This is a genomic window from Microbacterium sp. C7(2022), assembly GCF_028823665.1.
GTDB lineage: Bacteria > Actinomycetota > Actinomycetes > Actinomycetales > Microbacteriaceae > Microbacterium.
Genome location: NZ_JAPEHV010000001.1, coordinates 380,447 through 397,922, shown reverse-complemented (window position 1 = coordinate 397,922; position 17,476 = coordinate 380,447). Strand labels below are relative to the sequence as shown.

14 protein-coding genes are annotated in these 17,476 nt (G+C 66.3%); 9 read left to right on the top strand and 5 right to left on the bottom strand.

Annotated elements, in window-relative coordinates; genetic code table 11:
- Window positions 1-53: 53 nt before the first annotated feature.
- A complete protein-coding gene (locus ON062_RS01735; protein WP_274645399.1) occupies window positions 54-1,880 on the top strand; it encodes an amidase family protein in 1,827 nt (608 codons plus the stop codon).
- Between the two features lie 100 nt (window positions 1,881-1,980).
- On the opposite strand, the gene ON062_RS01730 is transcribed toward ON062_RS01735, so the two are convergent.
- The 4 genes from ON062_RS01730 to ON062_RS01715 form a co-directional block, all read right to left on the bottom strand.
- Window positions 1,981-2,619, bottom strand: a complete 639-nt coding sequence (locus ON062_RS01730; protein WP_274645398.1) for a DUF6226 family protein — start codon at window positions 2,617-2,619, stop codon at window positions 1,981-1,983.
- Window positions 2,620-2,850: 231 nt separating this feature from the next.
- On the bottom strand, window positions 2,851-3,147 hold the full coding sequence (locus ON062_RS01725) for a DUF86 domain-containing protein (RefSeq protein ID WP_368859973.1): 297 nt from the start codon (window positions 3,145-3,147) through the stop codon (window positions 2,851-2,853).
- Between the two features lie 55 nt (window positions 3,148-3,202).
- Window positions 3,203-3,508 carry a nucleotidyltransferase family protein gene (locus ON062_RS01720; RefSeq protein WP_274645397.1) on the bottom strand — a complete coding sequence of 102 codons (306 nt, stop codon included), beginning with the start codon at window positions 3,506-3,508 and terminating at the stop codon, window positions 3,203-3,205.
- Window positions 3,509-3,640: 132 nt separating this feature from the next.
- A complete protein-coding gene (locus tag ON062_RS01715; RefSeq protein ID WP_274645396.1) occupies window positions 3,641-4,504 on the bottom strand; it encodes a hypothetical protein in 864 nt (287 codons plus the stop codon).
- Window positions 4,505-4,693: 189 nt separating this feature from the next.
- Between ON062_RS01715 and ON062_RS01710 the strand changes: the two genes are divergently transcribed.
- The 5 genes from ON062_RS01710 to ON062_RS01690 all read left to right on the top strand — a co-directional run bounded on the left by ON062_RS01710 (window position 4,694) and on the right by ON062_RS01690 (window position 11,530).
- A complete protein-coding gene (locus ON062_RS01710; RefSeq protein WP_274645395.1) occupies window positions 4,694-6,334 on the top strand; it encodes an HNH endonuclease signature motif containing protein in 1,641 nt (546 codons plus the stop codon).
- A 315-nt stretch (window positions 6,335-6,649) separates the two neighbouring features.
- Window positions 6,650-7,954 (top strand): sugar ABC transporter substrate-binding protein, encoded by a 1,305-nt coding sequence (locus ON062_RS01705; RefSeq protein WP_274645394.1) that lies wholly within the window; start codon window positions 6,650-6,652, stop codon window positions 7,952-7,954.
- Window positions 7,955-7,956: 2 nt separating this feature from the next.
- On the top strand, window positions 7,957-8,916 hold the full coding sequence (locus tag ON062_RS01700) for a carbohydrate ABC transporter permease (RefSeq protein WP_274645393.1): 960 nt from the start codon (window positions 7,957-7,959) through the stop codon (window positions 8,914-8,916).
- Window positions 8,913-9,857, top strand: a complete 945-nt coding sequence (locus tag ON062_RS01695) for a carbohydrate ABC transporter permease (protein ID WP_274645392.1) — start codon at window positions 8,913-8,915, stop codon at window positions 9,855-9,857. Before ON062_RS01700 ends, ON062_RS01695 begins: the two co-directional genes overlap by 4 nt.
- On the top strand, window positions 9,857-11,530 hold the full coding sequence (locus ON062_RS01690) for an amylo-alpha-1,6-glucosidase (RefSeq protein WP_274645391.1): 1,674 nt from the start codon (window positions 9,857-9,859) through the stop codon (window positions 11,528-11,530). Before ON062_RS01695 ends, ON062_RS01690 begins: the two co-directional genes overlap by 1 nt.
- Window positions 11,531-11,548: 18 nt before the next feature.
- Here ON062_RS01690 and ON062_RS01685 read toward each other — a convergent pair whose 3' ends face one another.
- Window positions 11,549-12,205 (bottom strand): GntR family transcriptional regulator, encoded by a 657-nt coding sequence (locus ON062_RS01685; protein ID WP_274645390.1) that lies wholly within the window; start codon window positions 12,203-12,205, stop codon window positions 11,549-11,551.
- A 145-nt stretch (window positions 12,206-12,350) separates the two neighbouring features.
- Here ON062_RS01685 and ON062_RS01680 point away from each other — a divergent pair, with 145 nt between their 5' ends.
- The 3 genes from ON062_RS01680 to gcvPB are packed head-to-tail and all read left to right on the top strand — an operon-like array spanning window position 12,351 to window position 17,475.
- Window positions 12,351-14,405 (top strand): beta-galactosidase, encoded by a 2,055-nt coding sequence (locus tag ON062_RS01680; RefSeq protein WP_274645389.1) that lies wholly within the window; start codon window positions 12,351-12,353, stop codon window positions 14,403-14,405.
- Between the two features lie 56 nt (window positions 14,406-14,461).
- Window positions 14,462-15,868: an aminomethyl-transferring glycine dehydrogenase subunit GcvPA gene (gene gcvPA, locus ON062_RS01675; RefSeq protein WP_274645388.1), complete on the top strand. Its 1,407-nt coding sequence runs from the start codon at window positions 14,462-14,464 to the stop codon at window positions 15,866-15,868.
- Window positions 15,865-17,475 carry an aminomethyl-transferring glycine dehydrogenase subunit GcvPB gene (gene gcvPB / locus ON062_RS01670; RefSeq protein WP_274645387.1) on the top strand — a complete coding sequence of 537 codons (1,611 nt, stop codon included), beginning with the start codon at window positions 15,865-15,867 and terminating at the stop codon, window positions 17,473-17,475. The genes gcvPA and gcvPB overlap by 4 nt, the downstream gene beginning before the upstream one ends.
- Window position 17,476 lies beyond the last annotated feature (1 nt).

Genomic DNA, 17,476 nt, shown 5'->3' with positions numbered 1-17,476 from the left:
GCATCACGGTTCGTTCCGCGTCAGCATCCACTCACTCCCTCAAGAAAGGCACCGTGAGCACCCCCACTACACGCGCCATCGCCGCCGCGGCGATTCTGGGCACCGTTGCAGCCGGTGCTGTGGCGACACCCGCCGTTGCCGCCCCGGTCGCCGCGCCTGCGTCGGCCTCGTTCCTCGCGCCGTACTACACCGAACTCGACCTCACCGGCGACGACCAGGTCACCGAAGCCGACCTCGCCGTTGCGGCTGACGCGCTCGGCACGGTCGCGGGCGACGCCGACTGGGCCGACGTTTCGGTGATCGACCTCGACGCCGACGAAAAGATCACGGTGAGCGACATCGCCGCCCTCTCGCAGCGCATGATCTACGACGACGGAGCCTTCGAACTCCTCGAAGCCTCGACGCTCGACATGCAGGCCGCCATGAACGCCGGCGTCACGACCTCGGTCGAGATCACGCAGGAATACATCGACCGCATCGCCTACTACGACCGCACCGTCGTCGACCTGGCCGACACCGGTCGCGCGCTCAACTCGATCATCACCGTCAGCGACGTGGCCCTGGCTGCTGCCGCCGACGCAGATGCCGAGCGCGCGGCATCCGGCATGACCTCCATGCTTCTGGGTGTGCCGATCGCGGTGAAAGATAACTACAACACCGTCGACATGGTCACCACCGGTGGGTGCGGATGCTGGAACGACAACCAGACCGCGACCGACGCGTTCATGGTCGAGGGCCTGCGGGATGCCGGTGCCGTGATCCTCGCGAAGGCGTCGCTCGACGAGTTCGCGTACGGCTTCGCGTCGGAGTTCTCGTCGTTCGAAGAACCGGGCTCGACGCTTCTGGTCGCGAGCCCGTACAACACCGCGCGCACCGCGGGTGGCTCGAGTGGTGGCACGGGTGCGGCGATCGCAGCGAACCTGGCTGGAATCGGCTTCGGCACCGACACGGGCGGGTCGATCCGCGTGCCGTCGTCGTACAACCAGCTCGTCGGCATTCGCCCGACGGTGGGCCTCGCCAGCCGCGACGGGATCATCCCGCTCGCCCTGTCGCAAGACACCGGTGGCCCCATGGCTCGTAGCGTCCTCGACGCGGCCGTCGCCCTCGATGCCGTTGTGGGTGTGGATGCCGCAGACGCCGTGACCGCATCGCAGGCGGGTCTCGTGCCCAACTCGTACACGTCGTACCTCGACGCTTCGTCGCTGGACGGCGCGCGCATCGGCTACGTGGCGTCGATGCTCGGGTCGAATGCGACGACGCGTCGCCTGTGGGACGCGTCGGTTGCGGCGATGGAGGCTGCGGGCGCGACCGTGGTCGAGGTGACCGCGCCCTCGGGGTTCAGCGCCGTGCTGGGTGAGGGCAGCGGGTCGACGAACGAGTTCCGTCACGACCTGGCTGAGTATGTTTCTGCGCATTTGTCGCCGGCGGTGGCCGCGCGGACGATTCCCGAGATCATCGAGACCGGTAGCTTCGTGGTGTCGCGCCAGCGCACGTACGAGACGCGCGCCGCCGTGACCGAGGAAACCTACGAGGCATGGGCTGGCCCGACCGGAACCCACACGACGCAGCTCGCCGCCGGCAAGGTGCTCGTGCACGCGATGCTCGACGATCTCGACCTCGACGCGCTCGTCTACCCGAGCTCGAACACGTACGGCACGCAGAGCACCAACCTGCGCCTGAGCCCCAACACGGGGATGCCGGCCGTGAGCGTCCCGATGGGCCAGGCGATCGAGTCCGACGGCACGATCACCGGCGCAAACGTCAACCTCGAGTTCCTCGGGCGCGACTTCAGCGAAGGCACGCTGCTGGGTCTCACGTACGCGTTCGAGCAGGCCGTCGACGCGCGCGTCGCGCCCGGGCTGTACGGGGCTATCGAGTAGCCATTGGTGCGGCCCTTAGTTGGCCGCATTCGTGAGGGGTGGGGGCTCCTGGGCGCTGACGGCGCTTGGGGGTCCCCGCCTCCTTTTGTGTGGCGGTCGGTCAGGCGTGCTTCCAGGCGTTCCACCCGTCGGGAAGCCCGCGGAGGATCGCCTTCGCCTCTTCCACCCGCTCTGCCGGAAGATCCTGAGCACGCGACCTGCCAGAATTCGCACCCTCGGGGTACGTGAGCGAGTAATCGACCCAAGCACGACGACCGCGCTCGATCGCCTCTCGGTAACCGCCATTGACGATCGCGAAGACCTGCTGCTCGAGCTCGTCCGCTTCGCTCTGCCAGGTCGAGTCACACGCGTCGCAACCGCAGACGGGGTAGTGAAAGTCGTGCAACAGTCCGGCGTGCATGTAGACGCCGGGATACGACGTAAACACCAGCGTCACCGTCGCACATGTCGGATCGTTCGGCCGTATGCGGACGGCGCGCAGCACGTCGTGGAAGGCGGGATGCAGGAGGTCGCCCGCCACCTCGACGCCCTCCTCGAGCTCGACGTCATACGTCTCGCCGAGGTGCGTGATAAGCGCGTCAGCGACGACGTGGAGCGGCGCGAACCGCTCCGGATGCGTGTCAACCGAGTACGTGTCCTCCGGCGGCGACCCCGGCCACCGGTTCCCGTAGTCGATCACGTCACCTGCGGCGTCCCGAAACACCTGCGCCTCGATGACCGGGCGGACGTACGCGCTCATCCCGCCACCGCCGTCGGCGACTCTCTCGCGCGTTGCTCACTCCGATGGATGCCAGCCACCCCTCGATGGTGCCAGTAATGGCACCACATGGCCATCCGCGCACGACTTTGCCCTCAAGGGCATCGGCCTCACGTGCTTCGCGCCGACGTTGCTCGCAGTTCTTCGAGCGCGTACACCCAAACCGCCGATAGACATCCAGTCCGCCCAGGCACCAAGGTACGCCTGTACCGGCTAACTCCCCGGCGGCGCCAACTCGATCAGTAGTGTTTCGAGGACGGGGATCAGTTCGGGAACCTGTTCGGTCGCTGCCCGGTACACGATGCGGGGGTTCACGACGAGATAGCCGTGGATCAGGACGTTCCTCATGCCGATGACCTTGTGTACGTTTGGCACACGCTCGGCAATCTCTGGTGCAGCCTGCCTCAGCTTGCCGAGCGCCTCCCCAACCAGCTCGAGCTGACGTTCGGTAGCCCACGCCACGACCCCACCCTCGAGGAAGTCCGCAAGCGTCGCGGTGCCGACTGCGATCTGAGCATTGCGGGCGAATTCGAGCGCGTCCCAGACAAGCCCGGCAAGTTACGCCTCAGGCCGCATAAAGATCCTGCGCGCCCCCGAGGGCGGACTTCTTGAAGAAAGGATTGCGAATCGATCCGGCATCGACCAAGTCGACATCGTGACCCACGATCCGCTCCAACTCGAACTTCAGGTCGAAGTAGTCGTTGAACATGTCCTCCCGCTCGGGAAGGAAGTCGACCAGGAAGTCCACATCGCTCGTTTCAGGATCAAACCGATCAGTGAGCGCCGATCCGAAGATCCGTAACCTCGCGACGCCGCGGCGCTCGCACGCGCGGCGGATCGCCTCGACGTCGAGCAGGGTCGCACTGATCATGGCGCTAGTCTCCCAGATCCCGCCTGAAGTTGGGAGCCCGGGACTGTCTCGTCGCGGCGATGACGGACGACCTGTTCGTCGGTGGCCAGCGCAGACTGATGGTCTTCCGGATGCGCGAGCACGTCGTGCCGGTCAGCCTTCGACGCGACGCACCGAGCTCACGAGTACACCGCCCACCACCAGTGTGGAGAAGACGAAACTCGCGGTGACCCCGAGCATCCACACTCCAGTGAGGCTGCCAATACCGCTGCCCTGAGGAATTTGGAAGCCGAGTACCGATGCTGACGCGACGAGTGCGTCGACGAGACGGTCGATGGGATCAGCCGCCAGGAGTTGTGCATACGTTCCGAAGGCGGCGTCGGCAGCGCACAGCGCGGCCATGCCACAAGGAACATAGATCAGCGCCGCCACTCCAAAGAAGAAGAGGTATTCCCACAGGCGGTGGCCATCGGAGTCCGCGTGCGTGCTCGCTCTGTCGCGTTGGCGGTGCCACACAGCCCACGCGCCCATTGTCAGCGTGGCGAAGCCCGCCTCGGCGATCACAGCGGCGCAGCCAATCAAGAGCAAGCACGCCGTGACCCACAGCGGGAGTGCGAGCTGCATCGGCGCACCGTTGAGCGTCATTGCGATGATCGTCACGGCAACGAGCGGAGGCAAGACGTAGAAGCGCCACAGCACACGGATGAGCCCATACAACCGGGCCCGAAACAGTTGATCTGCGGACTCGGCCCGCCGGACCGCGGCATCCAACTTCGTCGACTTGATGCCGAAGAACAGCCAGGGCAGGGACCACCCCCCGTGACGCCTAAGCACTGTAGCGACGTGGTCAGGATCAGCGCGCTGGGCAGGGGTCAGTGCGCTCATGTCGCGGGCCCACTGCCTGCCACGAACGAGCATCCAGATGTCCGACGCGATGAGGTGCTCGACCCGAACGGCGACGACAGCAACAACGATCCAGGCGAGCACGATATCGACCCCGTTGATCTGTGATGCCACCGCGCCCCCTTCCTACCGCCATCTGCGTCACTGCGCTCTTTCAGGATCATGCTGCGCAGGAGCAGGCTATCGCCAGTCGGTCACGTCGCCCCTCCTCCCCAGCGCGGCTGATTCTTTGTTCTAAGGTCGCGTTGTCCACAGGTAGCGTTTGCCGATTCTAGTGTCCGAGGTTCGTTCTAGTGTGTAGGTATGCAGATCAGCCCCGCCGCTCTCGCCGACGATCCCACGTCCCGCGCGTCGGCGGCGCTCGATCTCGTGGTCGATTCCGCTGACGAAATGTCGCGGCTGGCCGCCCGCCGGGTGCAGCACGTCTACGACATGCACAGGGCCGAATTGGATGCCGCAGCCCAGCACGGCCGCGACCTCACCACCGTGGTCGAGCGCGGCATCCGCCTCGAACTGGCCGCAGCGCTTCGCGTCACCGAACACGTCGCCGGCAACCTGCTCGCGTTCTCCGACGCGATGGTCGAACGCTACCCCGAGGTGCTGTCCTCCCTCTCGCACGCGCGGATGACGGAGAAGCACGCCGAAATCCTCGTTTCAGGATGCGACGAAGTCGAACCCGAACTCCGTGCACCGATCGTCGCCACCGCGATCCACCTCGCCGAAACCGAATCCGTCGGGACGTTCCGCCGGCAACTGCGAACCCTGCTCGACCTCACCCGCTCGGTCACCCTCACCGAACGCCACACGCGTGCGTTGAAAGAGCGCCGCTCATACGTCGAACTCGTCGAAGACGGCATGGCCTGGCTGCACGCGTTCCTGCCCGCCGTCGAAGCCCTCGCGATCGACAACAAGATCACCCGCCGCGCCAAAGCGATCCTCGCCGCCGAACTCGCGGCCATCCAGAAAGACGCCGAAGAGAAGGCCGCCGCACGCGCAGCCGACGCGGAACGCGCCGCGGCCGAGCGTGCCGCGGGTGCAGGCGATGCGGGCGACGGGGATGCCGACACGGGTGATGCCGTCGCGACCGGCGCGAACGCCGACGCCGCCGACGCTCCGCCCGCCGACGACGACAGCGCGAACAATGCCAGCGCGACGGGCGAAGCCACCGGGGCTGGCGCCGCTACGAGCACCGACTCCACCAATGCCACGTCCGACATCGATTCCACGGACGATGTCGCCACCGCCGACGCCTCGAGCACCGAGACCGACGACTCCACTGACACGGTCCTCGGCGACGACGAACCCCGCACACTGCAGCAAGTCCGCACCGACGTGCTCTGCGATCTCCTCCTCGATGGCGAAACCCCCACCGACGACGCCGCACACGGCATCCACGCCATCGTCCACGTCACCGTCCCCGCGCTCACGCTCCTCGCCGACACCGACGAAGAACGACACGCACAAGGCCTCGAACCACCCACCATCGAAGGCGCCGGACCCATCCCCTTAGACCGGGCCAAACAACTCTGCGGCGGCGACGCCGGATGGACCCGCGTCCTCACCCACCCCGAATCCGGAATGGTCCTCTCGGTCGGGCGAGATCAATACCGCCCACCGCCTTCACTGCGAAGGCTCGTTCGCTGGCGCGCCGAACGCTGCATGGCCCCCGGATGCCACATGCCCGCATCCCGCTGTGAAATCGACCACACCCTCGCCTGGGAAGACGGCGGCACCACCGCGCTCGAAAACCTCAACCCCATCTGCAAAGGCCACCACCTCGTCAAACACCACGGCGGATGGACCGTCACCGCACCACCCGGCAGCGGCGGCGCCCTCCACTGGCAATCCCCCACCGGACGCCACTACACCGTCCACCCCGAACGCCGCATCCCGACATTCCGCCCCAGCGACGACGCTCCTGCGACGCAAGCCGCACCGTTCTGAGTCGCGCCGCTCCGAGCGGTCCCGAGCCGCGCAGTCCCGAGCCGCGCAGTCCTGAGTCGCGCGCTGGGTCGCGACGCCGCATCGAGCCGCCGATATGACGTCACGCCCACGATTGCGACGCGCACCGTGTGGACGATTCGAGCTCACGAGGGGCCAGGGCGAGCTTTGACGGCCCGAGTTGACTCCCCTTAGCTTCCGCACGAATCATCCCGAGCACTCGACTTGATCACGACTGCATCACAGTCGTTGACATCTACTGTGTTTTGTATACAGAATACGAGCGAACAAAGCAGTTCTCACTCAGAGAGGTTTCCCATGCGACGCGTGCAGTCAGCATCAAAGTTCGTTCTGATTTCTTCGGCCGTAGCAGCACTCACGGTCACGCTGGGTGCGTGCAGTGGCGGCACCACGGCCAGCCGTGACGAAAACACAGTCGTGTGGTCCACATGGGGCACCGCCGAAGAACTCGAGCGATTCAACGACTTCAATGAGGCATTCATGGAGCGTCACCCCGACATTAAGGTCAAGATGCAGCCGGTGGCCGGCTACGGCGAATACCACCCCAAACTGCTTGCACAACTGGCCAGCAACACCGCCCCCGACGTCTTCTACGTCGGCGACGACAAGATCGGCGAGTTCGTCGACTCGGGTCGACTGATGGGGCTCACCGAACTGATGGAGTCGGCCGACAGCCAGACCAAGCCCGACGACTTCTTCCCCGGCCTGTTCGGCGCCGCTGAGAAGGACGGCGAGATCTACGGCGCACCAAACGATTCAAACCCCGATTTGCTCTGGTACGACCGCTCGACGCTTGAAGCCGCTGGCATCACCGACGACCCTGCCACCCTCGCCGCAAACGGCGAGTGGACCACCGACGTCTTCCTCGAAATGAACGACAAGCTCGCGGAGGCGAACATCGGCGGCACCATGTTCTGGAACTACTGGGCCACGCACTGGAGCTGGCTCGCCTCGCAGGGTGCCGCATCCCCCTATGACGCCTCGGGTGCCTTCGTCGCCAACCAAGACCCCACCTCGGTCGCCCTCACCGAGACGCTCGGTGAGTACTTCCAGGACGGGAAGTTCATCGTCGCCGACACCCTGCCCGACGGAGCCGGGGCCGACAGTCTGTTCGTGACTGGTAAGGCCGGTTTCTACGTGCAGGGTCGGTACACGATCGGGCTCGTGAAGGATGCCGGTACTGCCGACAACGTGGATGTCGTGCGCTGGCCCACCCCGGACGGCGAGGCCGCCCCGACCGGGGTCGCTGTGTCGTACCTCGCGATCAACAAGGACACCGCATCGAGCGACGCGGCCTTCACATTCTGGACCGAATTCCTCAGCGCAGAGGGTCAGATCGCCAGGCTCTCGGGCGACGGCAACGCTGTCCCCTCGATTGCCGGAGCCGACGAGGTCGTGCTCGACGACGGCTACCCCGCGAACGCGCAGTCAATGCTCGAGGCCCGCGACATCGGGTTCGTGGACTACGCCGCCGAATCTGTTATCCCCGGCCTGCCCACCGACATCGCCGACATCTTCCTCAAGCTGTACGAGGGGAAGCAGGATGCACAGACGACACTCGACGAGATCGCGGACGTCGTCGCGGAGAAGTCGGGCCAGTAGGCATGAGCGGCATCGCCGCGGGCGAGCGGGCGCTGCAGGAACTTCCTGCAGCGCCCCCTCCCACCCGCAGAGAATCAGCGTGGCGCCGGCGTGATCGGCGCTGGGGCTACTTGTTTGTCGGCCCGCAGTTGATCGGCATGGGAATCTTTGTCATCCTGCCGTTCACGGCGAGCATGGTGCTCGCCTTCGCGCGCTGGAACGGCCTGAGCGAACTCCAGTGGGTGGGCTTCGAGAACTTCACCGCGCAGTTCCAGGACGAGCTGCTGTGGCGGTCCATCGCCAACACTCTCATCATCGCCCTCGTCACCGTCCCGATCGGGCTCGGACTTGCGGTCATCATCGCCGTCGCGCTCGAGAAGCTGAAGACCCGCACTCTCTACCTGGTCTTGTTCTTCGCCCCTGTCGTTACGAGCACCGTGGCCGTCGCCATGATCTGGCAGCAGATGTTCCGTTCGGACGGCGTGCTGTCGACCACGATCGCCAACGTCTTCGGCATCGACCCGCCGGATTGGCTGGGCGATCCCCGTCTCGCCCTGCTCGCCGTCTGCATCGTCACGATCTGGGCGTCGCTCGGCCTCAACGTCGTGATCTTCCTAGCGGGACTGCAGAACATCTCCCCCGCGGTGATCGAAGCCGCCCGCATCGACGGCGCCGGCGCGGCGCGCATCTTCTGGAGCATCCGACTCCCTCTGCTGTCGCCGATCGTCTTCTTCTCGTCGGTCGTCGCCTTCATCTCTTCCCTGCAGACCTTCGACACGGTGTACGTGCTCGTCTCGAACGCCGGTCCCGACAACGCCACGCGCACGATCGTCTACCACATCTACGATCTCGGCTTCGGGCGCTTCGAGTTCGGGCCGTCGAGCGCAGCATCCGTCATTCTTCTCGTTCTCACGCTGATCATCACAGCCATTCAGTTCGGCGCCCAGAAGAAGTTCGTCCACTACGAAGAGGACGCCGCATGACTCAGCTCACGTCCAGTCTCAACGACGGCACACGCGAGCCCGTCACCGACTCGACAGTCGCCATCACGGCGCCCGGCCATCGTCGCCGCTCGACGCCCGTGCGTGACCGCGCGAAGCGGCGGGTGAACTCGGTATTCCTCCATGTGATCCTGGTCGTCGCCGGCATCGCGATGGTGTTCCCGTTCCTGTGGATGCTGCTCACCTCGTTCAAGACGCTTCCGCAGCTACTGCAGGACCCGCTGAAGTTCCTGCCCGACCCGTGGACGCTCGACAACTACGTCGAAGCGTGGACAGCGGTGCCGTTCGGCCAGGCGTACATCAACAGCATCTACATCGCCGTCCTGGTCGTCATCGGCACGCTCATCACCTCGGCGATGGCCGGGTACGGGTTCGCGCGAATCCCGTTCCGCGGCAGCCGCGTGCTGTTCATCGTGTTCCTGGCGACCCAGATGATCCCAGCACAGGTCACGCTCATCCCGTTCTATCTGCTGATGTCGCAGTTCGGCTGGGTCGACTCGCACCTTGCGCTCATCGTGCCCGGGATGCTGGCCAACCCCTTCGCCGTGTTCCTCATGCGCCAGTTCGTCCTCTCGCTGCCGAAGGAGCTCGAGGAGGCGGCGATCGTGGATGGCGCCGGACGCTGGCGCATCTTCTGGAGTGTGATCCTGCCGAACCTCAAGCCCGGGCTGGCGGCGCTCAGCATCATCGTGTCACTCAGCGTGTGGAACGCATTCCTGTTCCCGCTGGTGCTGCTGAACACGCCCGACCTGTTCACAGTTCCGTTGCTGCTCACCGCGTTCCAGGGGCAGTTCGGCTCGGTCAACTACGGACTGGTCATGGCTGCATCTGCGATCGCGACAGTGCCGATGCTGATCGTGTTCGTCATCGGGCAGCGCCGCATCCTGAACAGCATGGCCGCGTCGGGCCTCGGGGGGCGCTGATGTCTGGCCTCGAATCCGGCGCACTCTCCGCGCTGGCCGGCCGGCACCTCGACCTGGTGCGCGCCCCGTTCACGTTGCCGTCCTCACGACTCATCGTGTTCCGCGAAGGCGACGGCGTGCGCGTCCACACGTCGGAGTACGAGCGCGGTCTCGATGAGTGCCGCGTGCTCGACTCGCTGATGGTGGTGGATGCTGCGAAGCGCCCGGCACCGATCACTGCCGTCCTGCCGGATCGCATCGAGTTCGCCGGCGGCGAGGTTTCCCTCGTGTTCGCGGGGCCTGAGACCCTTTCGCTCGGCGCGGCAACGCCGGGCTGGTCGGCCCGCTGGACGATCACCGACGAGGCCTCCGAGACGGGGCCCATCGACGATGCTCTGCGGTTCGAGGTGGCCACCGACCGAAGCGTGCGGGTTGAGCGATCCCCAACCCACGACATCGATGCCGCGGCTGCACGCCGCCGTTGGCTCGACTGGTTCGAGAAGTGCCCGCGTGTGCGCGACGATCTGCAGGAGATGACGGCGTTCTGCTGGTGGGTCCTCGGCGCGAACATCGTGTCACTCCCCCGCCTGCGAGACCGGCTGGGGGACGTGCGCGCCGTCGTGCCGTCGAAGATCGGCTACGTGGGACTGTGGCAGTGGGATGCGTATTTCATCGCGACAGGGCTACGGCACGGCGACACCGCTCTCGCCCGAGAGCAGCTCGATCTCGCGTTCGGATTCCCCTCGGCGAACGGACAGCTCCCTGACGTCGTCCACGAAGAGGGCGTGCTCGCGACCAGCGACGACCTTCCTGTCGCCGACCGTGACCGTCTGCGACGCGCCGGATCGGCGATCGCCGATCCGCACGCACCCGTTCCGCTCACCAAGCCGCCGCTTGCCGCATGGGCGCTGCGCAAGGTTCTCGACACGCTCCCCCGCTCGTCCGAGTCGGATGCGTGGGCGCAGCGGCACCTCGCAACCATCCGTCGTTCGCAGGACTGGTGGTTCTCCCACTCAGATCTCGACGGCGACGGGATGCCCGAGTACGGGCATCCGTATTCTTCGGGCCTCGACGACAGTCCGATTTTCGATGGCCCCCTGCCGACGACCGCGCCCGATCTGGCCGCATACTTGGTTCTGCAGGACCTCGAACTCGCCCGCTTCGCGGAGGAGTTCGGCGATGCCGATCCGGCGGCGCATCATGCACGAGCCGCGCGCACAATGGCGGGATTGCAGGATCTGTGGGATCCGGCGACGGGTGTGTTCCACGCTCGGGCAGCCGGTGAGCTGGTCGCCTCGGACGCGATCGTCGGCCTGATGCCGCTGCTCACCGGATCGCTGCCCGGCGACGTCGCGCGGGTGCTCGTCGCCGCGCTCGACGAGCCCACGCGCTACGGCACGCCGTGGGGACTCCCGACGGTGGCTGCGGGAGACGACGACTTCTCGCCCGAACGCATGTGGCGCGGCCCGGTGTGGATCAACACGAACGTGCTTGTTGCGGAAGGACTCGAGACCTCGGGCTACCCCGAGCGTGCCCGTGAACTTCGGGAGCGCACTGTCGCACTGGTGATCCACGGCGGCGGTCCGCACGAATACTTCAATCCGTTCACCGGAGAGAAGGCCCGCACCGCGACCACGGCCTTCGGCTGGTCTGCCGCGCTGTTCGTCGACCTTGCCGTGCGGCTCTCGGGGTAACTTACGCTGCTGCCCCGGTCAGGCCACGAAGTACTTACTCGACGCATTGTCGAGGATGCGCCGCATGCCGTGGATCCAGTTGTCGCGGAGCGCCGCCGTCGCACCCGGCACATCGCCATCCGCCAAGCGACGGGCGATCTCGGCATGCTCAGCGGCCACCCGCTCGACCATCGCGTCATCGGGGACGAGCAGGGACTCGTAGCGATGGAACGCCCCGCGGACGCTCTCGATCTGAGCAAGGAGGCGCTCGTTGGTGCACGCCGACAGCATGAGCGCATGCCACTCGTCATCCTTCGAGATCACGAGCTTGTGCTCGACGACCTCCTGATCGAATTCGGCGGCAAGCTGTCCCAGGCGCACCCCGAGCTCGCGGAGTTCGTCGTGGGGACTGAGCTCGAGCGCCAGCCCCTCGAGCGCCGCCATGATCGGCGCGAGATCCTCGAACTCGCGAGCACTGAGCGGTACGAAGCGGAAGCCTTTCCCGTTCTCGCTCTCGATCTGCCCCTCGCTCTCGAGCGCGATGAGAGCCTCGCGCAGCGGTGTGCGACTGACGCCCAGCTCGGCGGCGAGCTGCACCTCGTTGATGCCTTCACCCGGCGACACATCTCCCGATCGCATTCGCGCGAGCAGTTCGTCGCGCACCTGGGAGCGCAGATTCTTGCGTTCAATCGGCATTCGATGTCCTCCGGTGCTTGCGGGAAAGCATAGGGCTTGACCGACGGGAACTTCGGACCTACGCTCTTGTATACAGAATACAGTGCGCAGACCGGATACGCCAAGGGGCCGCACCGGCACACATCTCAGTTCAGAGAGGAACTCGATGACCACCCACCACACACGCCCGCTGCGGTTGGAGTCACTCGCCTTCGGCGGCGACTACAACCCGGATCAGTGGTCCGAGGACGTGTGGGACGAAGACATCCGTCTGATGATCGACGCCGGTGTCAACCTCGTGAGTCTGCCGATCTTCAGCTGGCCGCAGCTCGAGCCCGAGCCCGGGGTCTTCGACTGGGGGTGGCTCGACCGCATCCTGGCGAAGCTCTGGCACGCCGGCATCCGCATTGACCTCGCTACCGCGACAGCCACTCCGCCGTCATGGCTGTTGCGCGCCCACCCCGAAATGCTTCCGATGGATGCCGAGGGCCACCGCCTCGAGTTCGGTTCACGCCAGGCGTATTGCCCCAGCTCACCGGTGTGGCGCGAGAACGTCGCGCGCATGACGCGCGCCATGGCCGAGCGCTACGGCGATCACCCCGGCGTCGTGCTGTGGCACATCTCGAATGAGTACGGCGACCACACCTCGCGGTGCTGGTGCCCCGTGTCGGCACGGCACTTCCGCCGCTGGCTTAAGGACCGCTATGGCGATCTGAATGGTTTGAACGAGGCGTGGGGAGTCAACGTGTGGGGCCAGCGCTACACCTCGTGGGACCACATCGAGACCCCCCGTCGCGCTCCGGGACCCGGCAACCCGACGCAGCTGCTGGACTTCGAACGCTTCTCGTCCGACGCGCTGCTGGAACTCTTCCAGCTCGAGATCGACGTCCTGCGTGAGATCACGCCTGACATCCCCGTCACAACCAACTTCATGAGCATGTTCCGCGATCTGGACTACTGGGACTTCGCTGCCGTCGAAGACATCGTCACCGACGACGCCTACCCCGACCCCGCCGACCCGATCGCGCACGTCGGCGCAGCGCTCAACTACGGACTCATGCGCGCCCTCAAGGGCGGACAGCCGTGGCTGCTGCTCGAGTCTTCAGCCAGCGGAACCAGCTGGCGCGATGTGAATGTGCCGAAGGCGCCGGGTGAGATGCGCGTCGACAGCCTTCAGGCTGTCGCGCACGGATCGGATGCCGTGATGTTCTTCCAGTGGCGTCAGGCCAAGTACGGCCAGGAGAAGTTCCACTCGTCGATGCTCGGGCACCGTGGAGAGCGATCCCGCACCTACCGCGAGACACGCGAACTCGGACGTGAGCTGCAACAGCTCAGAGAGGTTCACGGCACACGTGTGCGCTCGCGCATCGGCCTGGTCGTCGACTGGGACTCATGGTGGGGCTCGACCGCCGCTGAATCCCTCCCCTCGCAACGACTGAACTGGGCACATCAGGCCCGCGCATGGCATCGCGCTATGCATCTGCTCGGACACCCCGTCGATGCAGTGCGAGCGACTGGCCCGTTCGACGAGTATGACGTTGTCCTCGTCCCGAATCTCTACATCGCCGATTCGGCGCAGGCCGCAGCCCTCACCTCGTTCGCTGAACAAGGCGGGCGGGTCGTCGTCGGGCCGTTCTCGGGTGTCGTCGACGCCACAGAGAAGGTGCATGATGGCGGCGCGCCAGGGCCGCTGCGCGATCTGCTGGGAATCGAAGTGGACGAACACTGGCCGCACACCGACGGAGTGACCGAACAGGTGACGTTCGCCGACGCCGCGCACGACAACCCGTTCTGGGGTGAGTGGATCGACGCGACCGACAAGACAGAAGTGCGTGGATGCTACGCCTCGGGCGAGCTCGAGGGTCTGCCCGCCATCACGCGGCGCGCCGCCGGTGACGGCTCGGCATGGTACGTGTCGGCAATCCTCGACGATGCCGGCCTCGTCGCGATTTTCCGCGATGTGCTGGCAGAAGCGGGCCTGCCCGCTCGCGATTCCCTGAATCCGGACTTCGAGTCCCTCACTCGCTCGAGTGCCGACACCGACTACACGTTCGCGCTGAATCACGGGCGAGAGCCCCTGACGATCGATGTTCCCCCGGGCGCGCGAGATCTGATCACCGGCGCGACCACGGGCGCGAGCCTCGAGCTCGGACGGTTCGGTGTCGCGGTACTGGCCACGCCCCGCGCCGATCAGGCTCCATTCCTCACGCTGCGCGTCTGACCGCCGACGCGAGCTCCTCTCGATTTCCCTCTGCCCCGACCAGAAAGCAGGATGACGTGACCGACGCCTTCGTGCATCCCTATATTCCGAACACCGCCCCCGCGACGAAAGCAGAGATGCTCGCGACTGTGGGAGCGGCATCCGTTGATGAGTTCTACGCAGACATTCCCGAGGGCCTCCGCGTTCCCGACCTCATCGATCTGCCCGCCGCGCTGCCAGCCGAGGCAGACCTGGTGCGCCATTTGCGCGGCATCCTGTCGCAGAACCGGCCCACCGATGAGGTGGTGAGCTTCCTCGGCGGCGGCACCTACCAGCACCACGTCCCCGCCGTGGTGGACGAAGTGATCCGCCGCAGCGAGTTCCTCACCGCGTACGCCGGCGAACCATACGAAGACCACGGACGCTTCCAGGCACTGTTCGAGTACCAGTCGCTCATGGCCGAGCTGCTCGCGATGGACGTCGTGAACGTGCCCACGTACGACGGCTTCCAGGCCGCGGCGACGGGGCTTGCGATGGCCGGGCGCCTGACGGGTCGCTCGCGCGTGCTGGTGTGCAGCGACGTCCTGCCTGCCAAGCTGTCGAAAGTCGTCGACTACGTCCGTGCCGACCTCGAGCTGCACCACGTGCCGACCTCCCACGGCATCGCCGATGTCGATGCCGTGAGCGCGGCGCTCGGCGATGACGTCGCGGCGATCTGGATCGAGACACCGAGCGCGACGGGCGCGGTCGAGACCCGCCTGGCGAAGATGGCTGATGCCGCTCACGCCGCCGGCGCCGTGGTGGTCGTCGGCACAGACCCCATCGGCTACGGGGTGCTGACGCCTCCCGCGATGCACGGAGCCGACATCGTCGCCGGCGACATCCAGTCGCTCGGGTTGCACCAGTGGTTCGGCGGTGCTCATGCCGGCTTCATCGCGGTGCACGATGACCCCCGATTCGTGATGGAAATGCCCTCTCGCCTCTTCGGGCTCGAGAGCACCACGGTGCCCGGCGAGTACGGGTTCGGTGATGTGGCGTACGACCGCACGTCCTTCGCACACCGAGAAGAAGGCAAAGAATGGGTCGGCACAGCTTCAGCACTCTGGGGCATCGCCGCGGGCGTGTACCTGGCGCTCATGGGCCCGCAGGGGATGGCCGATCTCGGCGAACTGCTACTGGCCCGCACCCGCTACGCGCAGCAGAAGCTCGCCCAGGTCGCCGGAGTGTCACTCGGTGACGACGCGCTGCACCTGCGCGAGTTCACCGTCGAGTTCGCCGACCTGCGCGCGGAGGACGCAGTGCACGCCCTGCGCCGCGAAGGCATCGAGCCCGGGATCCCCGTAGCTGATCGCACCCTGCTCGTGTGCGTGACCGATGCGACGTCGCAGGCTGACATCGACAGACTCGCCGACGCCCTCGCCCGCCTGACTGCCGCGGCGCCGGTCGCGGCATCCGCCCCCGCATCCCAGGAGCAGAACGCATGAGCCTTCCCATCGCCCCCAAGCCCAGCCCGCGCAGGTTCCATCAGGCCCGCTGGGACGAGCCGATCATCTTCGAGCTGAGCAGCCCCGGCGAGCGCGGGCTGATCGTCCCGCCCGTCGAACCCGGTGTGCGAGACGCCGTTGGCGACGTCATGGCAGACCTGCCCGAAGGCATGCGTCGGCCCTCCCCGCCCGCCTTGCCCGAGATCGGGCAGATGCGCGTGCTCAAGCACTACCTGCGTCTGTCGCAGGAGACCCTCGGCTCCGACCTCAACGTCGACATCGGCCAGGGGACCTGCACTATCAAGTACTCTCCCAAGGTCAACGACCAGCTCATCGAGGTGCCGCAACTGCGCGAACTGCACCCGGCACAGGATCCGGGCGACGTGCAGGGTGCTCTCGAGATCACGTGGCGGCTCGAGCAGATGATCGCAGAGCTCTCGGGAATGGATGCCGTCTCCTTCCAGTCCCCGGGCGGCTCGGCGGGCATCTGGACGAACATCTCGATGATCCGGGCGTACCACGCCTCACGGGGCGAGGCCGAGCAGCGTGACGAGGTGATCACCACGATCTTCAGCCACCCGTCGAACGCCGCTGCGGCCAAGGTCGCGGGCTACAAGGTCGTCACCATCTACCCGGACGCCGACGGCTACCCTGACCTGCACGCACTCAAGGCCGCCCTCTCAGAGCGCACCGCGGCGATCATGGTGACGAACCCCGAGGACACCGGCATCTACAACCCGGCGATCCGGGAATGGGTCGACGCCGCGCACGCCGTCGGCGCGCTCGCCTCGTACGATCAGGCCAACGCCAGCGGCATCCTAGGGATCACCCGCGCCCGCGACGCGGGTTTCGACGTCTGTCAGTTCAACCTGCACAAGACGTTCTCGGCGCCCCACGGCTGCGGCGGCCCGGGCGCGGCCGCCAACGCGGTGAGCGCCGAGATGCGACAGTTCCTCCCGGGGCCGCGCATCGAGAAGGAGGGCGATTCCTTCGTCGTCCGCAAGCCCAGCGAGCTGTCAATCGGCCACGCCGCGCCCGGATTCGGGGTGGTGCTGCACGTCGTTCGCGCGTACGCATGGATCATGGCACTCGGCGCAGAGGGAATCCGCACGGCATCCGAGATCGCCGTACTCAACAACAATTACCTGATGCACCATGTGACTCGCATCCCCGGCGCATCGGCTCCGTATGCCACCGGGCGTCGGCGCATCGAGCAGGTGCGCTACTCCTGGCAGGAGCTGTTCGAAGACACCGGCATCTCGAGCGAGGAGATCGGCATCCGCATGGCGGACTTCGGTTTCCACTACTGGACCAGTCACCACCCGTACGTCGTACCGCAGCCCTTCACGCTCGAACCCACCGAGTGCTACTCGAAGTCCGAGATCGACGAGTACCTCGCCGCGCTCAGCGAGGTCGCGCGGGAAGCGCGGGAGGAGCCCGAAGTGGTGCGCACCGCGCCCCACAATCAAACCGTGCACCACACGCACCACGACGATCTCGACGACCCTGAGCGCTGGGCAGTAACGTGGCGCGCGTATCGCCGCAAGTACTTCGGTGAGATGCGCGCCGACGCCGTGCCCGCGGACGCCGTGCCCGTGAACGCATAAT

What these genes read in the sequence shown, in the direction of transcription:
- ON062_RS01730 (WP_274645398.1), bottom strand. Translation starts at nt 2,619, where the DNA reads ATGAGCGCGTACGTCCGCCCGGTCATCGAGGCGCAGGTGTTTCGGGAC.
- ON062_RS01720 (WP_274645397.1), bottom strand. Translation starts at nt 3,508, where the DNA reads ATGATCAGTGCGACCCTGCTCGACGTCGAGGCGATCCGCCGCGCGTGC.
- ON062_RS01710 (WP_274645395.1), top strand. Translation starts at nt 4,694, where the DNA reads ATGCAGATCAGCCCCGCCGCTCTCGCCGACGATCCCACGTCCCGCGCG.
- ON062_RS01705 (WP_274645394.1), top strand. Translation starts at nt 6,650, where the DNA reads ATGCGACGCGTGCAGTCAGCATCAAAGTTCGTTCTGATTTCTTCGGCC.
- ON062_RS01700 (WP_274645393.1), top strand. Translation starts at nt 7,957, where the DNA reads ATGAGCGGCATCGCCGCGGGCGAGCGGGCGCTGCAGGAACTTCCTGCA.
- ON062_RS01695 (WP_274645392.1), top strand. Translation starts at nt 8,913, where the DNA reads ATGACTCAGCTCACGTCCAGTCTCAACGACGGCACACGCGAGCCCGTC.
- ON062_RS01690 (WP_274645391.1), top strand. Translation starts at nt 9,857, where the DNA reads ATGTCTGGCCTCGAATCCGGCGCACTCTCCGCGCTGGCCGGCCGGCAC.
- ON062_RS01685 (WP_274645390.1), bottom strand. Translation starts at nt 12,205, where the DNA reads ATGCCGATTGAACGCAAGAATCTGCGCTCCCAGGTGCGCGACGAACTG.
- ON062_RS01680 (WP_274645389.1), top strand. Translation starts at nt 12,351, where the DNA reads ATGACCACCCACCACACACGCCCGCTGCGGTTGGAGTCACTCGCCTTC.
- gcvPB (WP_274645387.1), top strand. Translation starts at nt 15,865, where the DNA reads ATGAGCCTTCCCATCGCCCCCAAGCCCAGCCCGCGCAGGTTCCATCAG.